This window comes from Streptomyces sp. NPDC093568 (assembly GCF_044764945.1).
GTDB lineage: Bacteria > Actinomycetota > Actinomycetes > Streptomycetales > Streptomycetaceae > Streptomyces.
In genome coordinates this window covers 132,071-156,419 of sequence record NZ_JBIWJD010000005.1, presented here as the reverse complement: position 1 = coordinate 156,419, position 24,349 = coordinate 132,071, and the positions used below count along the sequence as shown (strand labels likewise).

The window sequence follows — 24,349 nt, the reverse complement described above, 5'->3', positions numbered from 1 at the left end:
ATCACAACCGATCAAAAGTTGACTGAACCGAACGATGTCGCACATGAGACTGCCTGTTGTCGCAATGCGTCAAGGGTGTGAACATCCCCTGTCGAACTCGACCGGCAGAAGGTTCTGTTGCGTGCGGGGGCGCGCAGCGTTCGGCCGTTCTTGAACGCGGAGTTCGGACCTCTGCGGGTTGCGTGCCCTCTCCGCTGCGAGAGACTGGCATTTGTACGCATTCGCCAGGAAAGAACCCCAGCCATGAGTACGGAACTCCTCGACCTGGCAATCGCGACGGCCCGGTCTGGGGGCTGTGACACCAAGTTCGCCATCGACCAGCCCAGCCTGCTGTTCGACAGCTACGCCCAACCAGCAAGTCGCCGGGGTCGGCCGGGAGTTCGGAGTTCGACGCACTCCTGGGAAAGCTGATCAAGCTTCTGGGCGGCGACATACCTCCCGAGCTGTGAACCGGAGGGACCTATGAGCAGCTACCGCGTCGCGCAGGTCAACGCCCCGGGCGGCGCCTTCGAGATCGTCGAGCGAGAGGTTCCGCAGCCCGGCCCCGGACACGTCAGGATCGCCGTGGAGGCGTGCGGTATCTGCCACAGCGACGCCAATTTCGTCGACGGCCGGCTACCTGGTGTCACCTTCCCGGACGTGCCCGGGCACGAGATCGCCGGGCGCATCGAGGAACTGGGCGAAGGGGTGCGCGAGCGGGGGTGGCAGGTGGGCGACCGAGTGGCGGTCGGCTGGTTCGGCGGCAGTTGCGGCCACTGCAAACGCTGCCGCCAGGGCGACTTCATCGTCTGCGACAACCTGAAAGTCCCAGGCTGGGCCTACGACGGAGGCTTCGGCGAGAAGATGATCGCGCCCGTCGACGCCCTCGCCGCGATCCCTGACGCGCTCGCGGCAGCCGACGCGGGGCCCATGGCCTGTGCCGGCGTGACCGCCTTCAACGGACTGCGACGCAGTCCCGCTGAGCCCGGCGACCTCGTGGCCGTCCTCGGCCTGGGCGGCCTGGGGCACCTCGGAGTCCAGTACGCGGTCGCCATGGGCTTCGAGACCGTGGGGATCGCCCGCGGCGCCGAGAAGGCCGACGCGGCCAAGCGACTGGGCGCCCACCACTACGTCGACAGCACCTCGGGCGTCCCGGTGGCGGAGGCACTGCAGGCGCTCGGCGGTGCGCGGACCGTGCTCGCGACCGCCGGAAACTCCGAGGCCATCAGCGCGACCGCGGAAGGCCTGACACCGCGGGGCGAGCTGGTGATCATCGGAGCGGATCCCTCACCCATGAGCATCACCCCAACCCAGCTGCTGCTGAGCGGCCGTGTCGTGCGCGGGCATCCGTCCGGCACTTCGCAGGACGTGGAGGACACCATGGCGTTCAGCGTCCTGCACGGCATCCGGCCGGTGACCGAGACCGCACCGCTGGACGACGCCGGCGAGGCCTACCAGAAGATGCTCTCCGGCGCCGCCCGCTTCCGGATGGTGCTCACACCTGGCTGACGCGGGTGGCATCTCGTGGCTTCGGGGTCGGGTTCGCGGACGGCTGCGTCTTGGCTGGCACACGCGGCCCCCCGGCGGCTCGAGAGGCCGGGCGCGCGAACTGCTACGTCGGCAGTTCGGTTCCCGTCCGCTCGCTCACCATGTACTGGGCGTACCAGTCCGGCCAGTTGGGGTCCTCCGCGCCGATGCGTGCCTCGTGTTCGCCGTGCGCGGCCGCGGCGCGACGCAGGGCGCTCGCCAGGTCCTCGGACGAGGTGAACGTCGCCGTCGCGGGGTCGAGGCGGCCGGGAAGGCGGTTCGTGATCTCCTGCAGGAGCCAGCCGTTGCCGTCCGGGTCGCTGAAGGACAGGAACGAGCCGTAGCTGGTGCGCTGCGGAGCGGGACCCGGCACCCGGGCCTCGGTCCCGGCGTGGTGGAAGACGCCGCCGGCGTCGTGGAAGACCTCGCTCGGTTCCGCACCGAGCCGCTTCAGTTCGTCGTGCGCGGCGTTGATGTCGTCCACGATCAGGTGCAGACCCTGGGCCGAGCCCGGCGTCTGGGACGTGACCGAAGCGCCGAAGATGACCGACGCCGGCGAACCCGGCGGTGTCACCTGCACCACCCGGAAGTTCTCGTCCCCGGCGACGTCCGCGTCCAGCCGCCAGCCCAACCGGGTGTAGAAGTCCTTGGCCGTGTCGACGTCGGACACCGGTACCACGACGACTTCGAGCTTCATGTCCATGACTGGCACCTCCAGTGCTCGTACAGGAAGCCGACATCACGAGACTCGCACGGCCGTCGCCCGAGGACCATCCAGAGCGGACGCGGCGGCGGTGACGCCTGAATCGGTCACGAAGAGTTGACGCCGGTCCGGCTCGCGCACGGCGTGTTCTCCGCCCCCTCGTGACCGCGGCACGGCGACGCGCGCTCCCGTACGGGTTACTCGACGTGACCTCGGTGGGCTCCAGGCAGATGAACGGGTGGACGCAGTTTCCGATCACACGCCGAACCGACGAGATGAGGGCCGAAGGCTGATGACGGGTCGAGTGAAGACGAACCAGCGGACCAGGACCGTGCTGCGCCTGGTGGTCGGTGCGCTGGCGGCGGGGGCGGCGTGCTCGCTGCCCGCGGGGGCCGCCCACGCCGACGAGACCAACACGGGCTCGCACAACGGTCCCCGCATCGGGCTGGTCAACGTGGGGCAGGTCGACGATCCGATGGAGGACGTGCTGGAGCACTTCCTGCTCGTCGGCGACGGGTACACCTGGGGCTGAGCACGCCCGACCGGGGCTGGGGCCGGGGTCCGAACCGCAGGCGGAGCGATGCGGTGCGGGCCCCGGCTGTTTCCGGTTTCCGCCCGACACGTGTTCTCACACCCTGGACGGCGCCGAGGTCGCCGCGCCCGCGAACGAGAAGCACCTGCGGTCGGACGTCCCGGCCAGGCTCTCCCGGAGGGCGAGTTCACCGCCCTCGGTCTGGCCAGGGAGGTCGACGGCGACCCGGGCAAGGGGTACTCCTCGATCCGCGATCCCTGGAGCGGCAAGGAGGTCAGCAAGGTGCGCGGCAGCCACCTGCTCGCCTGGGCCGACGACCGTCGGCTCATCGCCTGGGAACGGGTGACCGGCCTGGACGAGCCGTACCGGCCCCGGCTCGTGCTCGTCACGATCGGCAGCGACAGAATCGCACCGCTGAGCGGGGTCCGTGAGCCCGACAAGGACGGCGAGCGGCAGGGGGAGCCCGTCTTCGCCCGCCGGTGATCAGCCGGCGCCGACCGACTCGTACGCCGCCAGCAGCCTGTCGACCGTCTCCCGGTCGGCGGGCCGCAGCGGTGCGCGGACCGGGCCCGCGGGCAGACCGAGTTCGTTGAGTACGGCCTTCGCGGTGACCGCGCCCGGCAGGCCCGCCGACATCATCAACTCGATGAGGAGTGTGGCCAGTTGCTGGCGGCGCGCCGCGTCCGCGGTGTTCCCCGCGTCGAACGCGTCAAGGACCGAGCGGAGATGGCGGGGGACGACGTTCGCGACCGTGCTCACGTATCCCGTCCCGCCCACCGCGTACAGGGCGAGGTTGTGCTCGTCGCAGCCGGCGTAGTACGCCAACTCGGTGCGGGCGAGCACCTTCTGGGTGCCGAGGAAGTCGTAGGAGCAGTCCTTCACCGCGACGATCCGGGGGTGCTCGGCGAGCCGGATCACCGTCGCCGGCTCGATGCGGGTGCCGGTGCGGCCCGGGATGTCGTACAGCGCGAGGGGCAGTCCGGCGGCGTCGGCGACCTCGCGGAAGTGCGCCTCCACGGCGTCCTGCGGGGGTCGGCTGTAGTACGGCGTGACCACCAGCAGGCCGTCGGCGCCGGCCTTCTCGGCCGCCAGGGCCAGCTCCACGGTGTGCCGGGTGTCGGCGGTGCCCACGCCCGCGACGATCGACGCGCGCCCGCCCACCGCCTCCTTCACGGCCCTGACCAGATCCGCCTTCTCGGCGTCGGTGGTGGTCGGCGACTCGCCCGTCGTGCCGGAGAGCACCAGTCCGTCGCAGCCCTCGCCCACCAGGCGGTCCGCGAGCCGCTGGGCGCCGTCGAGATCGAGCGATCCCGACGCGGTGAAGGGCGTGATCATGGCGCACAGGGCTCGGCCGAAGGGAGGGGCGGCGGTGTCGGCAGTCGTCATGGGATCAGTGTCGGCAGGGCGATCGCGTAGCTCCACTTAATTCTTCTACGATGTATCGATAAGGTGCGCTGCGAGGTTGGGGTGCCGGGGGGTGCCGTAGGCCCTATGTCCAAAGTCGGGCGTCATGGGTCACCATGGCCGGGACGGTCAACGACCCCTGGTCATGGGAGGCGTCATGAAGCTCGGCAAGGCACTCGCCACCGGAGTCGCTCAGGAGCGGCCGCAGGACCGCGACGCGGATCTCGAACTCCCCGAGGAACTCCAGGACATCGAGGCGTCCGCGTCCGAAGAGGTCCCGGCCGCCCGATGAGGCTGCGGCTTCCGGAGGAACGTCCGACGGAGCCGCCGACCGGATTCAAGATCGCCCACCCGATGCTGTCCCAGGACGGCACCCGGGCCGGGTTCACCGGTGTGTCGCTGGGCGGCGCGCTGCCGTACGGGGTCCTGGCCGACGCGTCCTGCGTCTACGGCCTGCGGCACCGGGCGCCGAGCCGACGCTGCGACTGCGGCTTCCACTGTGTGCACGACCGCGAGACGGCCGAGGCGCTGCTGTGCACGGCCGAGCACCGGGCGGCCGTACTGCTCGAGGTCACCGTGCTGGGCCGGTACATCCGCTTCGAGCGCGGCTTCCGGCACGCCCGTCAGCGCGTACGCGTCGCCACCGTCGGCCCGTGCGCCTGCGGCACCGTCGCCGCCGCCCTCGCCGACGCCGGGTGGGGCCGCCCCGGCTGGCTGGCGCTCGCCCCCTCCTGCGCGGGCTGCCTGCGCGGCCGTACGTCCGTCTCGCTCGCGGGGTTCGCCCGGCTGGCGGGGGAGGGGCTGCGGGTCGTCGCCGGGAAGGGGGTCGCCGCGGCCGCGGCCGGAGAGCCGGGCGTGCCCGAACTCACCGCCGAGGCCGCGCTGTTGCAGGCCCGCCTCGACTGGTTCCAGGCCCAGCTGGCCCGGCTGGGCGAGCGCGGAGCGGGCGGCGAGGGGAAGGGGTAGCGCGGGCCGGTCCGGGTACCCGGGTGTTCCGAACCGAGAGGAGGCGGAACACCGTGACCGGGACCACGGCCCCCGAGTCGATGCGCCAACAGCGTCACTCGACGGGCGACGAGCACCATTCGACGGGCGAGCTCGTAGCGCAGGCCGGCGAACAGCTCTCCCGACTCGTACGACAGGAAGTCGCCCTCGCCAAGGAGGAACTGGCCGAGAAGGGCCGGCGGGCCGGGCGGGGCGGCGGCCTGCTGGGCGCGGCGGGCGCCGTCGCCTACGCCGGACTTCTCTTCCTGGCCGCGACCGCCACCGCCGCCCTCTCGCTGACGCTGTCCCTGTGGGCCTCGGCGCTCATCGTGACAGGGGTGCTGTTCGCGATGGCGGGCCTGCTGGCGGCGACCGGCCGCGCCCAACTGCGCCGGGCCGCACCTCCCACGCCCGAGGCGGCCCTCGACAGCGTCAGGACGGACGTCGACGAGATCAAAGGAAGGGTGCATCGATGACGGACAGGGCAGCGGGGGGCATGCGCGGCGGGGCCAAGGGGCCCTCCGAGCTGCGTGACCAGATCGAGCGGACGCGCGGTGAACTCGGCGACACCGTGGCCGAGTTGGTGAGCAAGGCCGACGTGAAGGGCCGGGCCATGGCCCGCGCCGCCGACCTCAGGGACAAGGCGGGCGCGATGACCGTGCAGCTGCGCAGCAGCGCCGCCCAGGCCGGGCACGTCGTGCAGGACCGGGCCACGCGTGCCGGGCATGTCGTCCAGGACCGGGCGGCGCGTGCGGGGCACGTGGTGCAGGACCGGGCCACCCAGGCCGGTCACACCGTCCAGGACAGGGCGACGCACGCGGGGCACTCGGTGGAGCACAGTGTTCCGCGTCCCGTGCGCACCGTCGTCCAGGCCGGGGTGCGCCACCCGCGGCCGGTGCTGGTGGTCGGCGCGGCGGTGGCCGCGCTGATCGCGGCCGGAATGGTGCGCAGGCGGCGCGACGGTTGAGGCGCCGGCTGCGACGGTGAACGGCGAGCGGCGCGGGACGGATGGCGGATCACCTGTCATCCGTCCCGCGCCGCCGTGCGTCGTCCTGCCGGCCGGTCCCACTTGACCTCAAGTCCGCTTGAGGTCAAAGGGTGATCGGTGCAGGCATCGATCACCGAGCCCCGGAGGCCCTCATGTCCCGTCGCACCGACGCCCACCCCGACCTCACCCGCCCCGAGGTCGGCGCCCCCTTCTTCAGCACCTGGCGGGTGGGCTCCCCGCTCCGGCAGAAGCAGGCCGTCGAGGCGATCGGCGCCACCTGGGAACGCCGCCCCTGGCCCGCCGGCGGTCTGCTCGGCTACTACGTCTACACGGGGCACGACGGTTCCACCCTGCTGCACCACTCGCAGTGGACGGACGAGCAGGCGTACGAGGCCTTCGTGAAGACGCACCGGCAGGAGCGCGTCGACGAGATCGACACCGCCGTACCGGACATCGAGCGGGTGCGGCTCGACCGCTACCGCCACTACCGCAGTCTGCGCCGGCCGGACGACACCCGCGTCCCCGGCGCCATCGTGATCGTCGACATCGAGTTCGAGGGCCCCGACCCCGCCCGTCAGCGCGCCTGGGTGGACGCGGTCCTGGAAGCGCTGGCGGCCGAACCCCACCCGCACCCCGGCGGCATCTCGGCCCACTTCCACCTCAGCACGGACGGCACCCGCGTCCTCAACTACGCCGAGTGGGAGAGCGCCCAGGCCCACATCGACGCCCTGGCCGCCCCGGGCGAGGGCATCGGCTCGGCGACCGAGCGGTGGGAGCGCGTGCAGAACTGGCCGGGCCTCAAGGGCAGCACGGTCAGCCGCTACGACTACGCCCTCGGCCTCGTCCCCGAGTGAGCCGGCGGGCCCGGCGGACCCGCCGGGCCCCTGACCGAAAACTCGATCCGTCTGGACAAAAAAAGTTTTCGGTGAGACGGTGGTTCCATGCTGGACGTCACCGTGATCGAGGACCCCGAGGCCGCAGCCGTCTCCCTGGACCCCATAAGGGCCCGGCTGCTCGCCGAGCTGGCGGCCGGCCCCGCGTCGGCGGCCATGCTGGCCGGCAAGGTCGGGCTGCCCAGGCAGAAGGTGAACTACCACCTCAAGGCCCTGGAGCGGCACGGCCTGGTCGAGCTGGCCGGTGAGCGCCGCAAGGGCAACGTCACCGAGCGGCTGATGCGGGCGACCGCCGCGTCGTACGTGATCTCGCCGCTCGCGCTCGCCTCCGTGCAGCCGGACCCGGACCGCTTCCGTGACCAGCTCTCGGCCCGCTGGCTGCTCGCCCTCGGGGCCCGGCTGGTCCGGGACGTCGGTTCGCTGATCACCGGCGCGACGAAGGCGCGCAAACGGCTCGCGACCTTCGCGCTGGACGGCGAGGTCCGCTTCGCGTCCGCCGCCGACCGGGCGGCGTTCGTCGAGGAGTTGACGGCCGGAGTGAGCGCGCTGATCCGCAAGTACGACGCGCCCGGCGCCGAGGGCGGCCGCGATCACCGGATCGTCGTCGCCGTCCACCCCACGGTCAAACCCCCGTCGGCCGCCCCGGACACGACAACAACCCCGGAACTGAACCCGTAGGACCCAGGAGCCCACCATGTCCAAGGAATTCGAGATCGTCGGCGAGTTCGAGGTCGATGCCACACCGCAGGAGGTGTGGGAGGCCGTGACCGCCGGCACCGGCGGCTGGCTGTGGCCGATGGAAGCCCCCGAGCCGCGCGTCGGCGGCAAGGGCCCCTTCGGCTCCGAGGTCACCGCCTGGGACCCGCCGCACCACTACACCAACCGCGTCGAGGACGTCGAGGGCATCTCCGAGCAGACCCTCAACCAGCTCGACTACACCATCGAGCCGCGCGACGAGGGCCGCCGCGCCTGGGTGCGCTACGTGCACAGTGGCATCTTCGTCGACGACTGGGACAACCAGTACGACGGCGCCAACCGGCACACCGAGTTCTATCTGCACACCCTGCGCCAGTACCTCACGCGCTTCCGGGGCCGCCCGGTCACCGCCTTCGCGACCTTCGACGGACCCGAGGCGTCCAAGGCGTCCGACGCGTTCGTCACCGTGGGCCGCGCCCTCGGCCTCGCCGACGACACCGCACAGGGCGCGAGCGTGCAGGTGCGCGGACCGAAGGGGCAGCTCCTGGACGCCGTCGTCGACTTCCGCAACCCCTACTTCCTCGGGCTGCGCACCGACGACGCGCTCATCCGCTTCTTCGGCCGCAACCACTGGGGCTACATGGTCGGCATGTCGGTGCACGACTTCGCGCCGGGCGCCGACGCCGAGGCGGACGAGGAGATGTGGAAGGGCTGGCTGAACGGGGTGTTCAGCCAGCCCTGAGCGCCACCGGAGGTTACGGGCGGAAGCGCAGCACCTGCGGGTCGTGGTCGCTGATCTGGTCGTTGAACTCCGAGTTGATGTGCACGCTGTCGTACTCGAAGTCGCAGCCGCGCCGGATCGACGGGCTGACCAGGATCTGGTCCAGCGTCTGGGCGTTGCCCTGGTAGACGTAGGAGTAACGCTCGCTCCGCGGCAGCGACTTGATCGCCGACCACAGCTCGCCGTCGCCCTCGAGGATCTTCACGGTGCCGGAGAACTCGAAGTCGTTGATGTCGCCGAGGGCGATGACGTCCGCGTTCTTCTGCGTGTCCAGGATCTCCTTGACGAAGGTGTGGATCGCCGTGGCCTGCGCGTGGCGCTGCACCTCCGAGCTGCGGCTCGGCGGCTGGTACTGCGCGGTCAGACCCTGGTCGCCACCCTTGGAGTTGAGGTGGTTGGCGATCACGAAGACGGTCTTGCCGCGGAAGACGAACTCGCCGGCCAGCGGCTTGCGGCTGTTCGCGAAGGCGGCGTTCGCCGGGTCGATCCGGCCGGGGGAGGCCGTCAGCGCGGCCTTGCCGTGCACCTTCGTCACGCCGACGGCGGTGGTGGCGTCGCCGCCCGCGCGGTCGGTGAAGGAGACCCGCTCCGGGTTGAACAGGAAGACCTGGCGGATGTTGCCGCCCGGCTCGCCGCCGTCGGTGTTGTTCACCGGGTCGATCGAGCGCCAGTCGTACTTGGGGCCGCCCGCCGCGACGATCGCGTCGGTCAGCTTGGCCAGCGTCCGGTCGGCGGCGACCGTGCCGTCGTTCGTCGCGCCGCTGTTGTCCTGGATCTCCTCCAGGGACACGATGTCGGGCGACTGCAGGTTGTTCACGATCGCGGAGGCGTGCTCCTCGAAGGTGGCGTCGGACGGGTCGAGGTTCTCCACGTTGTACGTGGCGACCGCGAGTTCCCCGCGCGACTGCCGCTGCGTGGTCTCCCTCTCCAGACCGGCGCTCTTCAGGGTGCCGAGCTGGTTGGCGACCAGGGTGTAGCCGCCGAACTGGTTGTAGTCCAGGGGGCCCGCGGTGGCGCCTTCCAGGACGTCACCGACGTTCGCGGTGGGGAATTCGGCGCTCTTGCCCAGGGACTGGATCTGGAGCCGGCCGGTGTTCTGCGAGTCGTAGGAGCCGTAGACCGTGCCGCCGCGGCGGTTGCGGTTCTCCCACGGCTTCACCGTGACCCACAGCTCGGTGTACGGGTCGGTGGCGCCGACCACGCGGGTGTCGGCGACCTGGACGTTCTCGCCCTCCAGGGACTCGTAGTAGTCCAGGGCGTACTTCGTCGGCTGCAGGGTCAGGCCGTTGACCGAGCCGTTCGCGGCGGTGTCGCCCTCGGGGCTGTAGGCGCCCGGCACCGACTTCGCGTCGATCACCTTGGCGGCCGGGACGGCGTTGCCGCTGGAGACGACGGTGATCACCGGCTTGGTGATCTCGGTCAGCGCCTGGTTGCCGGACGAGGCGCCACCCGGGACGTACTCCGAGACCGTGCCCGAGACCAGGACCGAGTCGCCGACGGCGACCTTCGGGTTGGAGCTGGTGAAGACGAACACGCCCTCGCTGGTGGCCGGGTCGGCGTCCGGGTTCGGGTCCTGGATCCAGAAGCCTCTGGACGAACCGTAGGTGCGCACGCCGGTGACGATTCCGGCCACGTCCGCGACCTGCTTGCCGGCGTACGGGGATATTCGGGTGCTGCCCTGGATGTCATGGATGCGCACGGAGTCGGCGTGCGCGGGCGCCGTGAGGGCGATGGTGGACGCCGCGGAACAGACGGCGGCGACGGTGAGCGCGGCGAGACGCGCGGACTTCTTGCTCGGCAACGGGATCCCTCCGGGGGCATGCGTGAGTGCCGGGACGAGAGTGGAACGTGGGCTGAACGTGGAACGTGGGGTCGCGGCCGATAGGTCGGCGGCAACGCGCGTAGAAATCCAGTGAACAGATGTCCGCCAAGTTTCTACGCGCGTAATCTCATTCCTGGTCAGGCCACTTGTCAAGGTTTCGGCCATGTACACCCCCTGACGGGGAGATGAACCGGGCGGCATGGGTGGAAATCCGTCTAGGCTGAGCGACTGAGCCGCGATGTGCAGCGGCTGAGCCGTGCTCTGCACGGCCATGCAAGCGCCCTAGGAGAACCAATCCGATGTCAGACAGCTCCCCCCTGCCACCGGTACGGCTGCACCCCGAAGCGGAGCTGGCGCGCGACGCGTTGTCCACGCCGTTGCTCTCCCGTGCCGCGCGGCTGGCCCGCTGGGCCGGACCCGACACCCGGGTCGACGCCGGGGCAGGGCTCGTCGACGAGCAGCTGCCGGCGGCCGCCGAGGTCCTCGGACTGAGCGGGGACGACGCCGCCGCCTGTGCCAGTGAGGCGTGGCGGGTGGCAGTGGACACCGGACTGGTCGAGGTCGTCGACGAGGAGGCGGGCACCGTCGCGGCCGGCGCCGACCTGGCGCTGCTGACCGGCGGCTCACCGCACGACGTACTCGCGGTGTGGCTCGGCGCGCTGGAGACCGTGCTCGCCGACGCGAGCGTGCCCGACCTCGACGGCCTGGTCGAGGCGATGGACGAGGGCGGCGAGGTCGACCTCTCCACGCTGGACTGGGACCCGGAGGCCGAGGCGGAGTTCCTCGACGGGGTGCTCGGCAACCTCTATCTGCTCACGGCGAGTGAGGAGGGCCCCGGCGAGGGCCCCGTGCCGCTGCCGGCCCTCGCCGCGTCGATGATCGTGCCCAGCGACATGGGCGAGCCCACGAACGACGTCCTGGAGCAGGTCTCCGACGCGATGATGCGCCTGGACGACCAGTTCCGGGTGCTGGAGCCGATCGGCCTGGTGGAGTACCAGCCGGTCGACGAGGCCCTGATGGCGGACGCCGAGAGCGCCGAGGAACCGCCCGCCGGGATCGACGACACCGACGTCTCGCGCTACGGCATGGTGCGGCTCACCCCGCTCGGCCTGTACGGGATGCGGGCGCGGCTGCTGGAGGCCGGGTTCGAGGCGCCCGCGGTCGGCGACCTCGTGGACAAGGGCGCCGACGCGCTCCTCGACGGCACGGCGACCTTCCCGCAGACCGCCGCGCGGACCGAGACCGAGCAGTGGCTGACCCGCCGCGAACCCCTCCCAGCGGCCCGCGAGTTGCTCGCGGCGGCACGCGGCGCGGACGAGGGGGCCCCGGTGCGGCGGCTGCGCTGCCAGCAGGCGCTGTCCCTGCTGGGCGCGGAGGCCGAGCCCGCGCTGCGCGAGGTCCTCGACGACCCGGAGCTGGGCGGCCTCGCCCGGGTGTGGCTGACCGAGGCCGGGTTCCCGGACGTCCCCGCGCCGTCCCAGGACCTGGTGTTCTGGCTGACCGTCGACACGGTGGCCGCGCAACTCGCGGCCGAGGGGAACTCCGAGGAGCTCAGGGCACTGGTGGAGGGACTCGCCGCGCAGCACAGCGGGTTCTTCGCCGCGGCCTGGCGGGTGGATCACCCGGCCACGGCGGATGTGCTGGAGGCGATGGGGCGGCTGCATCCGGACAAGAAGGTCGCCAAGGAGGCGCGGAAGGCCGCGTTCAAGGCGCGGTCGCAGCAGGGGGGATAGCGGCCGGGCGGCCGCGGGTGAGCGGGCGCTGGTCGCGCCACGCGGCGCAGCCGCATATGGACACAGTCCCGCGCCCCTTGGGGTGGTGTTCAACTGGTGTTAAGACGTGAGCGGGACCGTGTCGCCGATCGGAGTCCGCCACCCTCCACGGCAACCTCTGTGACAGGAGACCCCATGTCGCTCACCCGCAGGGACTTCGCCAGAACATCCGCGGTCACCGGTGTCGCGCTGGCGGGCAGCGCCGGCGTCCTTGCCACCGCACCCAACGCGCTCGCCTCCACCGAGTCCGAGATCGCGAGCGAGGAGTCCGCGGACGCCCGCCACGGCGGAGGTGTCGGATACGGGCCGCTCATCCCGGACCCCGCCGGCCTGCTCGCGCTGCCCGCCGGATTCAAATACCGCGTCATCACCTACAGCGGGAAGACCAAGCTGGAGTCGGGCGAGTTCACCCCCTCCAACCACGACGGCACGGCCGCCTTCGACGGCCCGCGCGGCACCACCCTCCTCGTCAACAACCACGAACTCGGCGGCCCCCGCGCCCGGTGGCCGCACCCGGTGCCGCTGACCGAGGGCCTCGTCTACGACCCGGCCGCCTCCGGCGGCTGCACGGTCGTCGAGGTGCGCCCCGACGGCCGGGTCGCCGAGTGGGTCGGCATCGCGGGCACCGCCACCAACTGCGCGGGCGGCAGCACCCCTTGGGACACATGGCTCACCTGCGAGGAGACCGAGGACAAGGCCGGCGCCAACGGCATGACCAAGGACCACGGCTACGTCTTCGAGGTCGACCCCGCCGACCACCGCGCCAACCAGAACCCCAAGCCGATCAAGGCGCTCGGCCGCTACGCCCACGAGGCCGTCGTCATCGACCCCAAGCGGGGCCACGCCTACCTCACCGAGGACGCCTCCAACCCCAACGGCCTGCTCTTCCGCTGGACCCCGCCGGAGCACTTCCGGCACGGCCGCGGCAAGCTGCGCACCCTCGCCGACGACGCGGGCAAGCTCCAGGCGTTCAAGTGCTTCGACTCCGGCGGCAAGTTCGTCGACGACCTCTCGCGCGCCACGAAGATCGGCACCGTGTACGGCGTCGACTGGGTCGACGTGCCCGACCGCGACGCGCGCACGACGTCCGTGCGCAAGCAGTTCACCGCAGGCCAGGTCACCCGCGCCCGCAAGCTCGAGGGCATGTGGTGGGGCGACGGCGGCGCGTACATCGTCTCCTCCTACTCCCGCGCGGAGAGCCCCGGCCAGCCGCACGACGGCTCGGTCTGGTTCTACGACCCCAAGCGCCGCACGCTGACCCTGAAGGTCCTGATCGGCGTCAACCCCGACCCGGCTGATCCGTCGGCGGATGGCGCCTTCGACGGCCCCGACAACATCACCGTCTCCCCCTACGGCGGTCTCGTCATCGCCGAGGACGGCGAGGGCGTCCAGCACCTGTTCGGGGCCACCGACAGCGGCCGCACCTACCCGATCGCCCGCAACGAGCTGAACATCGGCACCGAGGAGGAGCCGGAATACAGCGAGTTCACCGGCGTCACCTTCTCGCCCGACGGCAGGACCCTCTACGCCAGCATCCAGACGCCCGGGATCATGCTCGCCATCACCGGACCCTGGAAGCGGCAGCGGCGGTAATACGCACACAGCGGCCGTTAATTCGTTCGCCCGGCCGGAGCTGCACCTCCTACAGTGAGATCACAACGTCACGCACCTCCCGGTGCGAAGGCAGCGGCTACTTCTTTCCCAGAGAATCCCGTGCCGCCGCCGACTTGATCTCGGGAGGCGCAGCTCATGGTGGGTGCCCGGTGCGCAGGCAACGGTTACTTCATTGGATCTGGCGGTTGCGGGTTCGAATCCCGTCATCGACTTCGGGTCGGTGTAGCTCAATTCGGTAGAGCACCAGGCTAAAGTCCGTCGCCGACTCCTGATCTCGGGCACCCATCTTTTGCTGTGCCTCCCTCCGAAACACCAGCGAATTCGGGGGGAATTCATCATGGCGCGATTCAACACGCGCGCCGCCAAGGCGCGTCCGACCTCGCGGGTCACCTCGACGGGGCGGGTGCTGCGTACGTACGAGGGCGGCCGCGGTCGTGAGCGCGACGCGCGCTCCGAGCTCTTCCTGCTCGCCGTCTCCCACTTCGTCTCGCAGAAGACCTTCTACGAGACCGGCACCGACCGCGACGACCGGTTCGCGCGGCTCGTGCGCGAGCTCGCCGTCACCGACCCCGAGTGGACGGCCGGCCTGCTCGGCTGGCTGCGCGGCGCGGGCAACCTCCGCACCGCCTCGGTCGTGGGCGCCGCCGAGTACGTGAAGGCACGCCTGGATACCGGGGCCACCGACGGCCCGTCGAACCGGCAGGTCGTCGCCTCCGTCCTCCAGCGGCCGGACGAGCCCGGCGAACTGCTCGCGTACTGGACGGCGCTGTACGGCCGTAACGTCCCCAAGCCCGTCAAGCGCGGTGTCGCCGACGCCGTACGGCGGCTGTACAACGGCAGGTCGCTGCTGAAGTACGACACCGCGTCCAGGGGCTACCGCTTCGGCGACATCCTCAACCTGGTGCACGCGGCCCCGGACCCGGACAAGGCGTGGCAGGGCGAGCTGTTCCGGTACGCCCTCGATCGCCGGCACAACCCGGACACCGCGGTGCCGCCCGCCTCGAACCAGATGCTGGTCGCGCACCGCGAGCTGATGGCGCTGCCCGTCGAGCAGCGGCGCGCGGTGGTCACGTCGGACGGCGGCGCCGAGCGGCTCGCCGCGGCCGGGATGACCTGGGAGGCGCTGGCGGGCTGGCTCCAGGGGCCGATGGACAAGGCGGCCTGGGAGGCCGTGATTCCCTCGATGGGCGCCATGGCGCTCGTACGAAATCTTCGGAACTTCGACGAGGCCGGCGTCTCCGACGAGGTCGCGGCCCAGGTCGCGGCCCGGATCAGCGACCCGGCGGAGGTCGTACGGTCGCGGCAGTTCCCCTTCCGGTACCTCGCCGCCTACCAGGCCGCGCCCTCGCTGCGCTGGGCGTACCCGCTGGAGCAGGCACTCGGTCACTCGCTGGCCAATGTGCCGGCGCTGCCGGGCCGCACGCTGGTGCTGGTCGACCGCTCGGGCTCGATGTTCTGGTCGCGCCTTTCGGACCGCTCGGAGCTCACCTGGGCCGACGCGGCGGCGATCTTCGGCACGGCGATCGCCCTGCGGGCGGAGCAGGCGGACCTCGTGCAGTTCGGCTCCGACAGCGCCGAGGTCGCCGTCCGCAAGGGCGAGTCGGTGCTGCGGATCCTGGAGCGCTTCCGGGGCCTCGGCGGCACGAACACCACCGAGGCGGTGCGCCGGCACTACCGGAAGCACGACCGGGTGCTGATCGTCACCGACGAGCAGTACACGGCCGGCCGCCACGGCGACCCGACCGAGCAGGTCCCGGCCGACGTACCGGTCTACACCTGGAACCTCGCCGGGTACCGGGCGGGCCACGGCCCGTCGGGCACGGGCCACCGGCACACCTTCGGCGGCCTCTCCGACGCGGCCTTCCGGATGGTTCCGCTGCTGGAAGGCGCCCGGAACGCCGACTGGCCGTGGGTGGCCTGAGGCGGTAGGCCGGGGACGAGAGCGGCCCGCACCACGTGGGGAGTGCGGGCCGCTCTCTTATGCGCAGCCCTTGCTTGCAGCCCTTGCTTGTATGCCTTGTTCGCATGCCTTGTTCGCATGTCTTGTTCGCGCCCGGGACTGACATCTAACATTTCAGTTCATGGAGGCGATACGACCCGTGGGCCGGACCCTGCTCAGGGACCGGGCCTACGAAGCGATCCGGGACGCCATCGTGGCCGGGGAGATCGAGCCCGGCGCGGTGGTGCGGGACGCCGATCTCGCCGAGCGGCTCGGGCTGTCCCGGGCGCCGGTGCGCGAGGCGTTCTCGCGGCTCGTGGACGAGGGGCTGCTGGAGAGCAAGCCGCAGAGCTACACCCGGGTGACACCGGTCGTCACCGCCGACGTACGGGACGCGGCCGCGGTGGTCGGCGCCATGCACGAACTGGTGACACGGATCGCCGTGCCCCGGCTGATGGCCGCCGACCTGGAGATCATGCGCGCCGCCAACGAACGCTTCGCAGCCGCCGTCACGGCCGGCGAGGTGGACCTCGCGCTGCGGGCCGACGACGAACTGCACGACGTGCTGGTCCGGGTGAGCGGCAACCGCGCGGCCGCCGCCACCGTCGCCCGCTACACCCCGCTCATCCGCCGCCTGGAGCGACGGCGCTTCGGCGAGGGCGGCAACTGCCGTTCGGCCGGACTGCACGAGCGGCTGATCGAGGCCTGCGCATCCGGTGACACGGGCGCGGCTCTCGGCATCACCGCGGAGATCTGGCGGAGCCTCGCCGAGCTCGTGGACCGGCCCGACGACGACTGACCCGGGAGGACCCATGTCCCTTTCCTCGTACGACCGTTACCCCCTCCTCTTCGGCCCGTCACCGGTCCACCCCCTGGAGCGCCTCACCGCCCACCTCGGCGGTGCCGCCCTGTGGGCCAAGCGCGAGGACTGCAACTCCGGTGTCGCCTACGGCGGCAACAAGACCCGCAAGCTGGAGTACCTGGTCGCCGACGCGCTCGCGCAGGGCTGCGACACGCTCGTCTCCATCGGCGGTGTGCAGTCCAACCACACCCGCCAGGTCGCGGCGGTGGCCGCCCGCGCCGGACTCAAGTGCGTTCTGATCCAGGAGAGTTGGGTCGACTGGCCCGACTCCGTCTACGACAAGGTCGGCAACATCCTCGTCAGCCGCCTGGCCGGCGCCGACGTGCGCCTCGTACGGGCCGGTTTCGGGATCGGCTTCAAGGAGAGCTGGGAGCAGGCCCTGCGGGAGGTGGAGGAATCGGGCGGAAAGCCGTACGCCATTCCGGCCGGCGCCTCCGACCATCCGCTCGGCGGCCTCGGCTTCGCCGGATGGGCGTACGAAGTCGCCGAGCAGGAGCGGGAGCTGGGCGTCTTCTTCGACACGGTGGTCGTCTGCTCGGTGACCGGTTCCACCCAGGCGGGCATGGTTGCGGGCTTCGCCGCCCTGGAGGAGGCGGGCGCCCGCCCGCGCCGCGTCCTCGGCGTCGACGCCTCGGCCAAGCCCGTCCCCACCCGTGAGCAGATCGCCCGGATCGCCCACAACACCGGCCGGCTCATCGGCGTCCGGCGCGAGTTGACCGAGGCGGACGTCGAGCTCGAAGAGCGCTATCACGCGGGCACGTACGGCATCCCGGACGAGCCGACCCTGGAGGCGATGCGCCTGGCCGCGCGGACCGAGGGGATGGTCACGGATCCGGTGTACGAGGGCAAGTCGATGGCCGGGATGATCGACCTGGTCTCGCGCGGGGAGATCGACCGGGACTCGACCGTGCTGTACGCCCACCTGGGCGGGCAGCCGGCGCTGAACGCCTACAGCGCGCTGTTCTAGGCCGCCTGGCCCTGCCCGGCGCCCACCTGGCCGGATACAGTGCTGGGCGTGTTGGCGGACGAACATCAGCGGGAGCCGGGTGCCGGCCCGACCGGCGGCCCTCGCCGGCGGGCCACGATCCATGACGTCGCCAAACTGGCCGGAGTGTCCCGTCAGACGGTCTCCCGTGCGGTGAACGACAAGGGTGAGATCGACCCGGGGACGAAGCAGCGGGTCCTTGATGCGGCGCGGCTGCTGGACTACCGGCCCAGCCGCTTCGCCCGCGGACTCGTGCGGAAGGGGACCGTGACGGCGGGGCTGGTGATTCCGGACCTGATGAACCCCTTCTTCCCCGAGGTTGCCGCCGGGGTGCTGGAGGCCGCCGAGCAGCGCGGCTGGCAGGTGGTCGTGTGGGACTCGCGTACCGACGAGGCGCGTGAGCGGGAGGCGCTCGACGTGCTCTCCCACCAGGCGGACGCGGTCGTGGGCTACTTCAGGAACCCCGGCGACGTGCTGGCCCGGCACCTCGGCGGCGTACCGCTGGTGCTGCTGGAACTCGGCCCGCAGCAGACCCGGTTCGCGGCCGTGGGCATCGACGCCGAGGCCGGTCTGGAACAGGGCATGGCCCATCTGGTCCGTGCGGGGCACCGCCGGATCGGCATGCTGGACGGTGTGCACGGCCCCGCGCCGAGGCGGCACGCCTTCCTTGCGGAGGCCAAGCGGCACGGTCTGCCCGTCGACGAGGGGTGGATCGCCATGTGCGCCGAGCACAGTGTGGCGGGCGGTGAGCAGGGCATGGAGCGGCTGCTGGACGAACGGCCCGAGATCACCGCGGTGTTCGGCTTCAACGATCTGATCGCGGTCGGTGCGATGCGCGCGGCCGGGCGGCGGGGGCGGACGGTGCCGGACGACCTGGCCGTGCTCGGCTTCGACGGGCTGTCGCTGGGGGAGCTGGTCCAGCCGGCCCTCACCACCCTGCACATCGACAAGCGCAAGCTCGGGCGGCTGGCCGTGGAGCAGGTGGCGCGGCTGCGGGCGGGCGAGGAGCCGATCGGCGGCACCGACGCCTGGGTGGTCCCCGAGCTGGTGGTGCGGGCCTCCGCCTGAGGCAGGGCGATCGGCACCGGCGATGGGCACCGGCGATCGGCACCGCGCACTCGGGTTCCGCTCGCGCGGGGCGCCCCCACCCGCCGGGGGCGCCCTGGACGTCGTACGGCCGCCTACAGGGCCTGGGCCGCCGGCTTCACCATCCCTCGTACCGTGCGCGACTTCACGAAGTCGCCCATGGCCGTCATCTCCCACTCGCCGGAGAACTGGCGGATCAGCTTGGCCATCATCACGCCCGTCTGGGCCTCGGCGCTGGTGAGGTCGAAGCGGACGAGCTCCTCGCCGGTCGTGGCGTCGAGGAGGCGGCAGTAGGCCTTGGCGACCTCGGTGAACTTCTGGCCGGAGAAGGAGTTGACCGTGAAGACCAGGCCGGTGACCTCCTGGGGCAGGCGTCCGAGGTCGACGGTGATGACCTCGTCGTCGCCGCCGCCCTCACCGGTGAGGTTGTCGCCGGAGTGGCGGATGGCGCCGTTCACGATCTGGAGCTTGCCGAAGTAGCAGCTGTCGATGTGGTTGCGCTGCGGGCCGTAGGCGATGACCGAGGCGTCCAGGTCGATGTCCTTGCCGCGGTAAGCCGGCTCCCAGCCGAGGCCCATCTTGACCTGGGAGAGCAGCGGGCGGCCGCCCTTCATCAGGGAGACGGTCTGGTTCTTCTGGAGGCTGACGCGGCCCTTGTCGAGGTTGATCTTGCCGGCGCCGGGCGCGGGCGCGGGCGGGGCGGGGGGCGCGGCGGGGGCCGGGGGAGCGGCCGGGGTGGTCATGGGCGGGGCCGGCGGGGTGACCGGGGGCTGCATGGTGGGCTGGGGCGGGGTGACCGGGGCGGCCGGGGCCGGTTCCTCGACGGTGACGCCGAAGTCGGTGGCGATGCCGGCCAGGCCGTTGGCGTAGCCCTGGCCGACCGCGCGGGCCTTCCAGGCGCCGTTGCGCAGGTAGATCTCGACGACCACCAGTGCCGTCTCGGTGCCGAGCTGCGGGGGAGTGAACGTGGCCAGGACGCTGTTGTCGTCCGCGCTGCGGATGGTGGCCGTCGGTTCGATGCCCTGGAAGGTCTGGCCGGCGGCGTCCGGGCTGGCGGTGACGACGATCTTCTCGATGCCGGGGGGTACCGCCGCGGTGTCGACCGTGATCGCGTCGGGGGAGGTGCCGCCGCCCGAGCGGTAGGTCACGCCCGGGCCGTTGGGTTGGTTGTAGAAGATGAAGTCGTCGTCCGAGCGCACCTTGCCGTCGGCGGTGAGCAGCAGGCCCGATACGTCGAGCCGCACCGGGGCGGCGACGTCCACCGTCACGCGTGCGGTGGAGAGAGGGATGTTCGAGCCGGGGGTCATAGCTGTCATGACCCGTGAACGAGCGAGGGCGTTTTACCGTTCCCTTACCCGGGGCCATTCGGCGACGGGATGGGTTTCGCCCCCGCCGCCCCTACCCGTCCCATCCTTCTGGGGCTCCGCCCCAGACCCCGCTCCTCAAACGCCGGAGGGGCTGGATTTCCAGCCCGTCCGGCGTTTTGAGGACGAGGCCCTTTCGGGGCCGACAGCGGGGGTCTGGGGGCGGCAGCCCCCAGGGGACGGGACGGGTGGGGGCGGCGGGGGCGAGAAACCTCTACGGCACCACCACGATCTTCCGCCCCACCCCCGACGCGAACTGCTCCAGCGCCTCCGGGTACCGCTCCAGCGGAATGCGGTCGCTGATGAAGATCTCCGGGTCCAGGACACCGTTCGCGAACAACTCCGCCGCACGTTCGAAGCTGTGCAGGACGGCCATGGAGCCCGTGATGGTGATCTCCTGGTTGTAGATGCGGTACGGATCGATCGTCACCCGGGTCGCGTAGTCCGCCACCCCGAACTGCAGGAACGTTCCCGCCTTCGCCACCCGGTCCAGGCCGTCCTGGATGGCCGCCGCGTTGCCCGTGGCGTCGATGACCAGGTCCCAGCCCTGCGGCCGGTCCAGCTCGTCCGGGTTCGCGGCGGAGGCCGAGACGCCCAGGCCGCGGGCGGTCTCCAGGCGGGCCGGGTTCACATCCACCACGTCCACGCTGGCCGCGCCGGTACGCTTCGCCAGCTCCAGCATCATCAGCCCCATCGTGCCGGAGCCGTAGATCAGGACATGGGCGCCGAGGCGGGACTGCAGGACGTCGTAGCCGCGGACCGCGCACGACAGGGGTTCGATCAGGGCGGCGTCCTGGGTGCGGACGTGCTCGGGGAGCTTCACGCAGTTCGCCACCGGCGCGACCGCGTACCGCGCCGCGCCGCCGGCCGTCGTCACACCGATCGCCGCCCAGCGTTCGCAGAGGTTGTTGTGCCCGGTACGGCAGTGGCGGCACTCGTAGCAGTACAGCGACGGGTCGACCGCGACCCGGTCGCCCGCCGACACCTCGGTGACCTGGGTGCCCACGCCGACCACCTCGCCGGCGAACTCGTGACCGGGCACGATCGGCAGCTTCGGCGCGAACTCGCCCTGGAGGATGTGCAGATCGGTGCCGCACAGCCCGCAGGCCGCCACTTCGACGACGACCTCGCGCGGCCCTGGCGTCGGGTCCGGGACCTCGGCGACGACGGCCCTGCCCACGGACTCGATGACGGCGGCCTTCATTTCACGGCTCCCAACGACAGGCCCTGGACCAGCTTGTCCTGGGCGGCGAACCCCGCGGCGAGCACCGGCAGGGAGATGACGAGCGACGCGGCGCACACCTTCGCCAGGAACAGGCCCTGGCTGGTGATGAAGCCGGTCAGGAAGACGGGGGCGGTCTCCGCCACCACGCCGGTCAGCACGCGGGCGAACAGCAGCTCGTTCCAGCTGAAGATGAAGCAGATCAGAGCGGTCGCCGCGATACCGGGGAGGGCGATCGGCGCCACCACCCGCGCGAGGATCGTCGGCAGCTTCGCGCCGTCCACCCGCGCCGCCTCGATGATCGCGACCGGGATCTCGGCGAGGAAGGAGTGCATCATCCACACCGCGATCGGCAGGTTCATGGAGGTGTAGAGGATGACCAGCAGCCATATGTTGTCGAGCATGTCCGTGTTCTTCGCGAACAGGTACAGCGGCAGCAGGCCCGCCACGGCCGGCAGCATCTTCGTCGACAGGAAGAAGAACAGGACGTCCGTCCACTTCTTCACCGGGCGGATCGACAGGGCGTAGGCCGCCGGGAGGGCGAGGACCAGGACGAACAGGGTCGAGGCCACCGACGCCACCGTCGAGTTGATCAGGGCGGGCCAGGGGCTCGCGCCGCCGCTAGCGCCGAAGAACTCGCGGTAGCCGTCCAGCGTCAGCGACGCGGCGAACGATGGCGGGTTGGTCGCCGCGTCCTGCTCGGAGTGGAAGGACGTCAGGGCCATCCACGCGATCGGCAGGAAGAACAGGATCCCGAGCAGCCAGGCCACCAGGCCCAGGCCGGCTCCCTTGCGGCGGCTGCGAAGTCGTACGGCCACTGCACTCATGCGCGCGACACCTCCTCGCGGAACAGGGACGACACCACGCGCAGCGCGAAGGTCGCGATGATGATCGAGCCGATGACCACCAGGACGCCCGCGGCCGAGGCGAGGCCGTTCTCATGGGCCTGGTAGAAGCTCTGGTAGACGGTGTAGGGGAGGTTGGCGGTGCCGAGGCCCCCGGACGTGATCGTGAAGACCGCGTCGAAGTTCTGGACGATGTAGATCGAGCCGAGCAGGGCGCCGAGTTCGAGGTAGCGGCGCAGATGCGGCAGCGTGAGGTGGCGGAAGATCTGCCAGTCGCTCGCGCCGTCGACGCGGGCCGCCTCGATCTGCTCGTGGTCGCGGCTCTGCAGGCCGGCCAGCAGGATCAGCATCATGAACGGCGTCCACTGCCAGACGAGGGATGCCTCCACCGCGAGCAGCGGAGTGTTGGAGATCCAGTCGGGCTGTGGGCCGCCCACATAGTGCAACAACCCATTGAACAGGCCGTATTCGGGGTTGTAGAGCACATGTTTCCAGAGCAGGGCGGCCGCCACCGGGACCACCAGGAACGGGGCGATCAGCAGGGTGCGGACCACACCGCGGCCCTTGAACCTCCGGTCCAGGAGCAGGGCCAGCACCAGGCCGAGCACCAGGCTGGCCAGCACCACCGCGACCGTCAGGAGCACGGTCGTCCACACCGACTGGCGCAGATCGGCGTCGGTGAGGACCTCCTGGTAGTTGTCCAGGCCGGCGAAGTGCCGGGCGTCCGGGTAGAGGGAGTTCCAGTCGAAGAACGAGATCACCAGCGTTGCCACGAACGGCAGCTGGGTCACCACGATCATGAAGACCAGGGCGGGCAGCAGGGGAGCCCGGGTCGCCCAGGCGCGCAGCCGGGCGGACGGTTGGCGGGTCGTACGCACAGGTGTCGTGGCCACGGGGGCCGTTGTCGTCGCTGTCATCGCCCCTCGTACTCCTCGGAGATCTTCTCGGCGAGCTGCTGGGACTTCTTCAGGGCCGAGTCGACGGACTGGCGTCCGGCGATGGCCGCGCTGATCTCCTGGGAGACCTTGGTGCCGAGGTCGGTGAACTCGGGGATACCGACGAACTGGATGCCGGGCGCGGGGCGCGGCTGCACGCCGGGGTCGTTCGGGCGGGCGCCCTCGATGGCTTCCTTCGTCATCTCCTGGAAGGCCGCCGCCTCCTCGCGGTACGCCGGGTTGGCGTAGGTGGAGGCGCGTTTGCCGGCGGGGACGTTGGACCAGCCGATCTCGTCGCCCACCAGCTGCTCGTACTGCTTGCCCGACGCCCAGGAGACGAACTTCCAGGCCTTGTCGGGGTTGCGGGACGCCTGCTGGATGCCCCAGGCCCAGGTGTAGAGCCAGCCGGAGGACTCCGTCTTCTCCACGGGCGCGGGCGCGTAGCCGACCTTGCCCTTGACCGGGCTCTTCGCCGCCTCCAGGGAACCGGCCGCGGAGGTGGCGTCGTACCACATGGCGACCTTGCCCTGGGTCATGTTGTTCAGACACTCGGCGAAGCCGGACTGGGCCGCGCCCGACTCCCCGTGCTCGCGCACCAGGCCGACGTAGAACTTCACCGCCTTCTCCCACTCGGGGGAGTCCAGCCGCGCCTTCCAGCCCTTGTCGAACCAGGTCCCGCCGAAGGTGTTCACGACGGTGGTGAGCGGGGCCATGACCTCACCCCAGCCGGGCAGGCCGCGCAGGCAGATGCCCTTCATGCCCGGCTCGGCGCCGTCCACCTTCGCGGCGAGGTCCGCCACCTGCTGCCAGGTGGGGTGCGCGGGCATCGTCAGGCCCTCCTTCTCGAACACGTCCTTGCGGTACATCAGGAAGGACGACTCGCCGTAGAAGGGCTGGCCGTAGAGCTTGCCGTCGTCGCCGGTCAGGGACTGGCGCATCGGCTTCAGGACGTCCTGCTCGTCGTATCCCGGGTCCTTGGCGACGTAGGAGGTCATCTCCTGGAGCCAGCCGTTGCGGGCGTAGATCGGTATCTCGTAGTTGGAGAGGGTGGCCACGTCGTACTGGCCCGCCTGGTTGGCGAAGTCCTGGCTGATCTTGTCGCGGACGTCGTTCTCGGGCAGGACGGTGAAGTTGACCTTGATGCCGGTCTCTTCGGTGAAGCGGGGCGCGAGCTTTTGCAGCTCGGTCATCTGGGGGTTGTTGACCATGAGGACGTTGATCGAGTTGCCGCCCGACCCCGCCCCGCCGGCGCCGACCCAGCAGCCGGAGAGCAGCGGGGCGAGCAGCGTCCCTGCGGCGGCCATGGCGAGCGTGGCTCGCGGTGGCCGTCGTCGGCTCTGGGTTCGCATGGATCGCTCCTGGACGTTTCTGGGGAGACCTGGACGTTTGGGGAGATAAGGGGCATGCGGAGGCCGG

General features: G+C 71.1%; 24 protein-coding genes. 16 read left to right on the top strand and 8 right to left on the bottom strand.

The genetic code is table 11. The features are described from left to right. Positions 1–462: 462 nt before the first annotated feature. The gene (locus tag ACIRD7_RS21375) at positions 463–1,488 is read left to right on the top strand and encodes an alcohol dehydrogenase catalytic domain-containing protein (protein WP_403455444.1); all 1,026 of its coding nucleotides are present in this window, start codon (positions 463–465) and stop codon (positions 1,486–1,488) included. Positions 1,489–1,591: 103 nt separating this feature from the next. Here the strand turns inward: ACIRD7_RS21375 and ACIRD7_RS21370 are convergent, their stop codons facing one another. Beyond that, positions 1,592–2,209 carry a VOC family protein gene (locus ACIRD7_RS21370; protein WP_403455442.1) on the bottom strand — a complete coding sequence of 206 codons (618 nt, stop codon included), beginning with the start codon at positions 2,207–2,209 and terminating at the stop codon, positions 1,592–1,594. Positions 2,210–2,501: 292 nt separating this feature from the next. On the opposite strand from ACIRD7_RS21370, the gene ACIRD7_RS21365 reads away from it, so the two are divergent. Together ACIRD7_RS21365 and ACIRD7_RS21360 are read left to right on the top strand one after the other, a co-directional pair. Beyond that, entirely contained in the window at positions 2,502–2,741 is a 240-nt protein-coding gene (locus ACIRD7_RS21365) for a hypothetical protein (protein WP_403455440.1), read from the top strand. Between the two features lie 90 nt (positions 2,742–2,831). After that, positions 2,832–3,224, top strand: coding sequence for a hypothetical protein (locus ACIRD7_RS21360; protein ID WP_403455437.1), 393 nt, complete (start codon positions 2,832–2,834; stop codon positions 3,222–3,224). On the opposite strand, the gene dapA is transcribed toward ACIRD7_RS21360, so the two are convergent. Next, positions 3,225–4,127, bottom strand: a complete 903-nt coding sequence (dapA, locus tag ACIRD7_RS21355) for a 4-hydroxy-tetrahydrodipicolinate synthase (protein ID WP_403455434.1) — start codon at positions 4,125–4,127, stop codon at positions 3,225–3,227. 175 nt (positions 4,128–4,302) lie between these two features. Here dapA and ACIRD7_RS21350 point away from each other — a divergent pair, with 175 nt between their 5' ends. The 7 genes from ACIRD7_RS21350 to ACIRD7_RS21320 all read left to right on the top strand — a co-directional run bounded on the left by ACIRD7_RS21350 (position 4,303) and on the right by ACIRD7_RS21320 (position 8,448). Then, on the top strand, positions 4,303–4,437 hold the full coding sequence (locus ACIRD7_RS21350) for a hypothetical protein (RefSeq protein ID WP_403455432.1): 135 nt from the start codon (positions 4,303–4,305) through the stop codon (positions 4,435–4,437). Further along, positions 4,434–5,111, top strand: coding sequence for a hypothetical protein (locus ACIRD7_RS21345; RefSeq protein WP_403455429.1), 678 nt, complete (start codon positions 4,434–4,436; stop codon positions 5,109–5,111). Before ACIRD7_RS21350 ends, ACIRD7_RS21345 begins: the two co-directional genes overlap by 4 nt. Before the next feature lie 53 nt (positions 5,112–5,164). Next, on the top strand, positions 5,165–5,605 hold the full coding sequence (locus ACIRD7_RS21340) for a phage holin family protein (RefSeq protein ID WP_403455426.1): 441 nt from the start codon (positions 5,165–5,167) through the stop codon (positions 5,603–5,605). Continuing rightward, the gene (locus tag ACIRD7_RS21335; protein WP_403455423.1) at positions 5,602–6,096 is read left to right on the top strand and encodes a DUF3618 domain-containing protein; all 495 of its coding nucleotides are present in this window, start codon (positions 5,602–5,604) and stop codon (positions 6,094–6,096) included. The genes ACIRD7_RS21340 and ACIRD7_RS21335 overlap by 4 nt, the downstream gene beginning before the upstream one ends. A 173-nt stretch (positions 6,097–6,269) precedes the next feature. Beyond that, on the top strand, positions 6,270–6,971 hold the full coding sequence (locus tag ACIRD7_RS21330; protein WP_403455420.1) for an antibiotic biosynthesis monooxygenase: 702 nt from the start codon (positions 6,270–6,272) through the stop codon (positions 6,969–6,971). Positions 6,972–7,058: 87 nt separating this feature from the next. Continuing rightward, positions 7,059–7,688, top strand: a complete 630-nt coding sequence (locus tag ACIRD7_RS21325) for an ArsR/SmtB family transcription factor (protein ID WP_403455418.1) — start codon at positions 7,059–7,061, stop codon at positions 7,686–7,688. 16 nt (positions 7,689–7,704) lie between these two features. Then, positions 7,705–8,448 (top strand): SRPBCC domain-containing protein, encoded by a 744-nt coding sequence (locus tag ACIRD7_RS21320; RefSeq protein ID WP_403455416.1) that lies wholly within the window; start codon positions 7,705–7,707, stop codon positions 8,446–8,448. A 13-nt stretch (positions 8,449–8,461) separates the two neighbouring features. Here the strand turns inward: ACIRD7_RS21320 and ACIRD7_RS21315 are convergent, their stop codons facing one another. Beyond that, positions 8,462–10,288: an endonuclease/exonuclease/phosphatase family protein gene (locus ACIRD7_RS21315; protein WP_403455413.1), complete on the bottom strand. Its 1,827-nt coding sequence runs from the start codon at positions 10,286–10,288 to the stop codon at positions 8,462–8,464. A 320-nt stretch (positions 10,289–10,608) separates the two neighbouring features. Here ACIRD7_RS21315 and ACIRD7_RS21310 point away from each other — a divergent pair, with 320 nt between their 5' ends. From ACIRD7_RS21310 to ACIRD7_RS21285, 6 genes are all read left to right on the top strand, one after another. After that, positions 10,609–12,042 (top strand): hypothetical protein, encoded by a 1,434-nt coding sequence (locus ACIRD7_RS21310; RefSeq protein WP_403455411.1) that lies wholly within the window; start codon positions 10,609–10,611, stop codon positions 12,040–12,042. Positions 12,043–12,216: 174 nt separating this feature from the next. Further along, complete coding sequence (locus ACIRD7_RS21305; protein WP_403455409.1) at positions 12,217–13,674, top strand: alkaline phosphatase PhoX; 1,458 nt, start codon at positions 12,217–12,219, stop codon at positions 13,672–13,674. Between the two features lie 358 nt (positions 13,675–14,032). Then, entirely contained in the window at positions 14,033–15,616 is a 1,584-nt protein-coding gene (locus ACIRD7_RS21300) for a TROVE domain-containing protein (RefSeq protein WP_403455406.1), read from the top strand. A gap of 160 nt (positions 15,617–15,776) precedes the next feature. Continuing rightward, positions 15,777–16,433, top strand: a complete 657-nt coding sequence (locus tag ACIRD7_RS21295; RefSeq protein ID WP_403455403.1) for a GntR family transcriptional regulator — start codon at positions 15,777–15,779, stop codon at positions 16,431–16,433. A 13-nt stretch (positions 16,434–16,446) separates the two neighbouring features. After that, a complete protein-coding gene (locus ACIRD7_RS21290; protein ID WP_403455400.1) occupies positions 16,447–17,463 on the top strand; it encodes a 1-aminocyclopropane-1-carboxylate deaminase in 1,017 nt (338 codons plus the stop codon). A gap of 39 nt (positions 17,464–17,502) precedes the next feature. Beyond that, the gene (locus ACIRD7_RS21285; protein ID WP_403455397.1) at positions 17,503–18,549 is read left to right on the top strand and encodes a LacI family DNA-binding transcriptional regulator; all 1,047 of its coding nucleotides are present in this window, start codon (positions 17,503–17,505) and stop codon (positions 18,547–18,549) included. 113 nt (positions 18,550–18,662) lie between these two features. Here the strand turns inward: ACIRD7_RS21285 and ACIRD7_RS21280 are convergent, their stop codons facing one another. The 5 genes from ACIRD7_RS21280 to ACIRD7_RS21260 form a co-directional block, all read right to left on the bottom strand. Beyond that, complete coding sequence (locus ACIRD7_RS21280) at positions 18,663–19,874, bottom strand: TerD family protein (protein WP_403456376.1); 1,212 nt, start codon at positions 19,872–19,874, stop codon at positions 18,663–18,665. A 271-nt stretch (positions 19,875–20,145) separates the two neighbouring features. Continuing rightward, positions 20,146–21,135: a zinc-dependent alcohol dehydrogenase family protein gene (locus ACIRD7_RS21275; RefSeq protein ID WP_403455394.1), complete on the bottom strand. Its 990-nt coding sequence runs from the start codon at positions 21,133–21,135 to the stop codon at positions 20,146–20,148. Further along, entirely contained in the window at positions 21,132–21,980 is an 849-nt protein-coding gene (locus tag ACIRD7_RS21270) for a carbohydrate ABC transporter permease (protein WP_403455391.1), read from the bottom strand. The genes ACIRD7_RS21275 and ACIRD7_RS21270 overlap by 4 nt, the downstream gene beginning before the upstream one ends. Continuing rightward, positions 21,977–22,915: a carbohydrate ABC transporter permease gene (locus ACIRD7_RS21265; RefSeq protein ID WP_403455389.1), complete on the bottom strand. Its 939-nt coding sequence runs from the start codon at positions 22,913–22,915 to the stop codon at positions 21,977–21,979. Before ACIRD7_RS21265 ends, ACIRD7_RS21270 begins: the two co-directional genes overlap by 4 nt. Then, positions 22,912–24,282: an ABC transporter substrate-binding protein gene (locus tag ACIRD7_RS21260; RefSeq protein ID WP_403455386.1), complete on the bottom strand. Its 1,371-nt coding sequence runs from the start codon at positions 24,280–24,282 to the stop codon at positions 22,912–22,914. The genes ACIRD7_RS21265 and ACIRD7_RS21260 overlap by 4 nt, the downstream gene beginning before the upstream one ends. Positions 24,283–24,349: the final 67 nt, after the last annotated feature.

Coding starts and splice junctions, on each gene's coding strand:
- ACIRD7_RS21375 (WP_403455444.1), top strand. CDS start 463: ATGAGCAGCTACCGCGTCGCGCAGGTCAACGCCCCGGGCGGCGCCTTC.
- ACIRD7_RS21370 (WP_403455442.1), bottom strand. CDS start 2,209: ATGGACATGAAGCTCGAAGTCGTCGTGGTACCGGTGTCCGACGTCGAC.
- ACIRD7_RS21365 (WP_403455440.1), top strand. CDS start 2,502: ATGACGGGTCGAGTGAAGACGAACCAGCGGACCAGGACCGTGCTGCGC.
- dapA (WP_403455434.1), bottom strand. CDS start 4,127: ATGACGACTGCCGACACCGCCGCCCCTCCCTTCGGCCGAGCCCTGTGC.
- ACIRD7_RS21350 (WP_403455432.1), top strand. CDS start 4,303: ATGAAGCTCGGCAAGGCACTCGCCACCGGAGTCGCTCAGGAGCGGCCG.
- ACIRD7_RS21345 (WP_403455429.1), top strand. CDS start 4,434: ATGAGGCTGCGGCTTCCGGAGGAACGTCCGACGGAGCCGCCGACCGGA.
- ACIRD7_RS21335 (WP_403455423.1), top strand. CDS start 5,602: ATGACGGACAGGGCAGCGGGGGGCATGCGCGGCGGGGCCAAGGGGCCC.
- ACIRD7_RS21330 (WP_403455420.1), top strand. CDS start 6,270: ATGTCCCGTCGCACCGACGCCCACCCCGACCTCACCCGCCCCGAGGTC.
- ACIRD7_RS21325 (WP_403455418.1), top strand. CDS start 7,059: ATGCTGGACGTCACCGTGATCGAGGACCCCGAGGCCGCAGCCGTCTCC.
- ACIRD7_RS21320 (WP_403455416.1), top strand. CDS start 7,705: ATGTCCAAGGAATTCGAGATCGTCGGCGAGTTCGAGGTCGATGCCACA.
- ACIRD7_RS21310 (WP_403455411.1), top strand. CDS start 10,609: ATGTCAGACAGCTCCCCCCTGCCACCGGTACGGCTGCACCCCGAAGCG.
- ACIRD7_RS21305 (WP_403455409.1), top strand. CDS start 12,217: ATGTCGCTCACCCGCAGGGACTTCGCCAGAACATCCGCGGTCACCGGT.
- ACIRD7_RS21300 (WP_403455406.1), top strand. CDS start 14,033: ATGGCGCGATTCAACACGCGCGCCGCCAAGGCGCGTCCGACCTCGCGG.
- ACIRD7_RS21295 (WP_403455403.1), top strand. CDS start 15,777: ATGGAGGCGATACGACCCGTGGGCCGGACCCTGCTCAGGGACCGGGCC.
- ACIRD7_RS21290 (WP_403455400.1), top strand. CDS start 16,447: ATGTCCCTTTCCTCGTACGACCGTTACCCCCTCCTCTTCGGCCCGTCA.
- ACIRD7_RS21280 (WP_403456376.1), bottom strand. CDS start 19,874: ATGACCCCCGGCTCGAACATCCCTCTCTCCACCGCACGCGTGACGGTG.
- ACIRD7_RS21275 (WP_403455394.1), bottom strand. CDS start 21,135: ATGAAGGCCGCCGTCATCGAGTCCGTGGGCAGGGCCGTCGTCGCCGAG.
- ACIRD7_RS21270 (WP_403455391.1), bottom strand. CDS start 21,980: ATGAGTGCAGTGGCCGTACGACTTCGCAGCCGCCGCAAGGGAGCCGGC.
- ACIRD7_RS21265 (WP_403455389.1), bottom strand. CDS start 22,915: ATGACAGCGACGACAACGGCCCCCGTGGCCACGACACCTGTGCGTACG.
- ACIRD7_RS21260 (WP_403455386.1), bottom strand. CDS start 24,282: ATGCGAACCCAGAGCCGACGACGGCCACCGCGAGCCACGCTCGCCATG.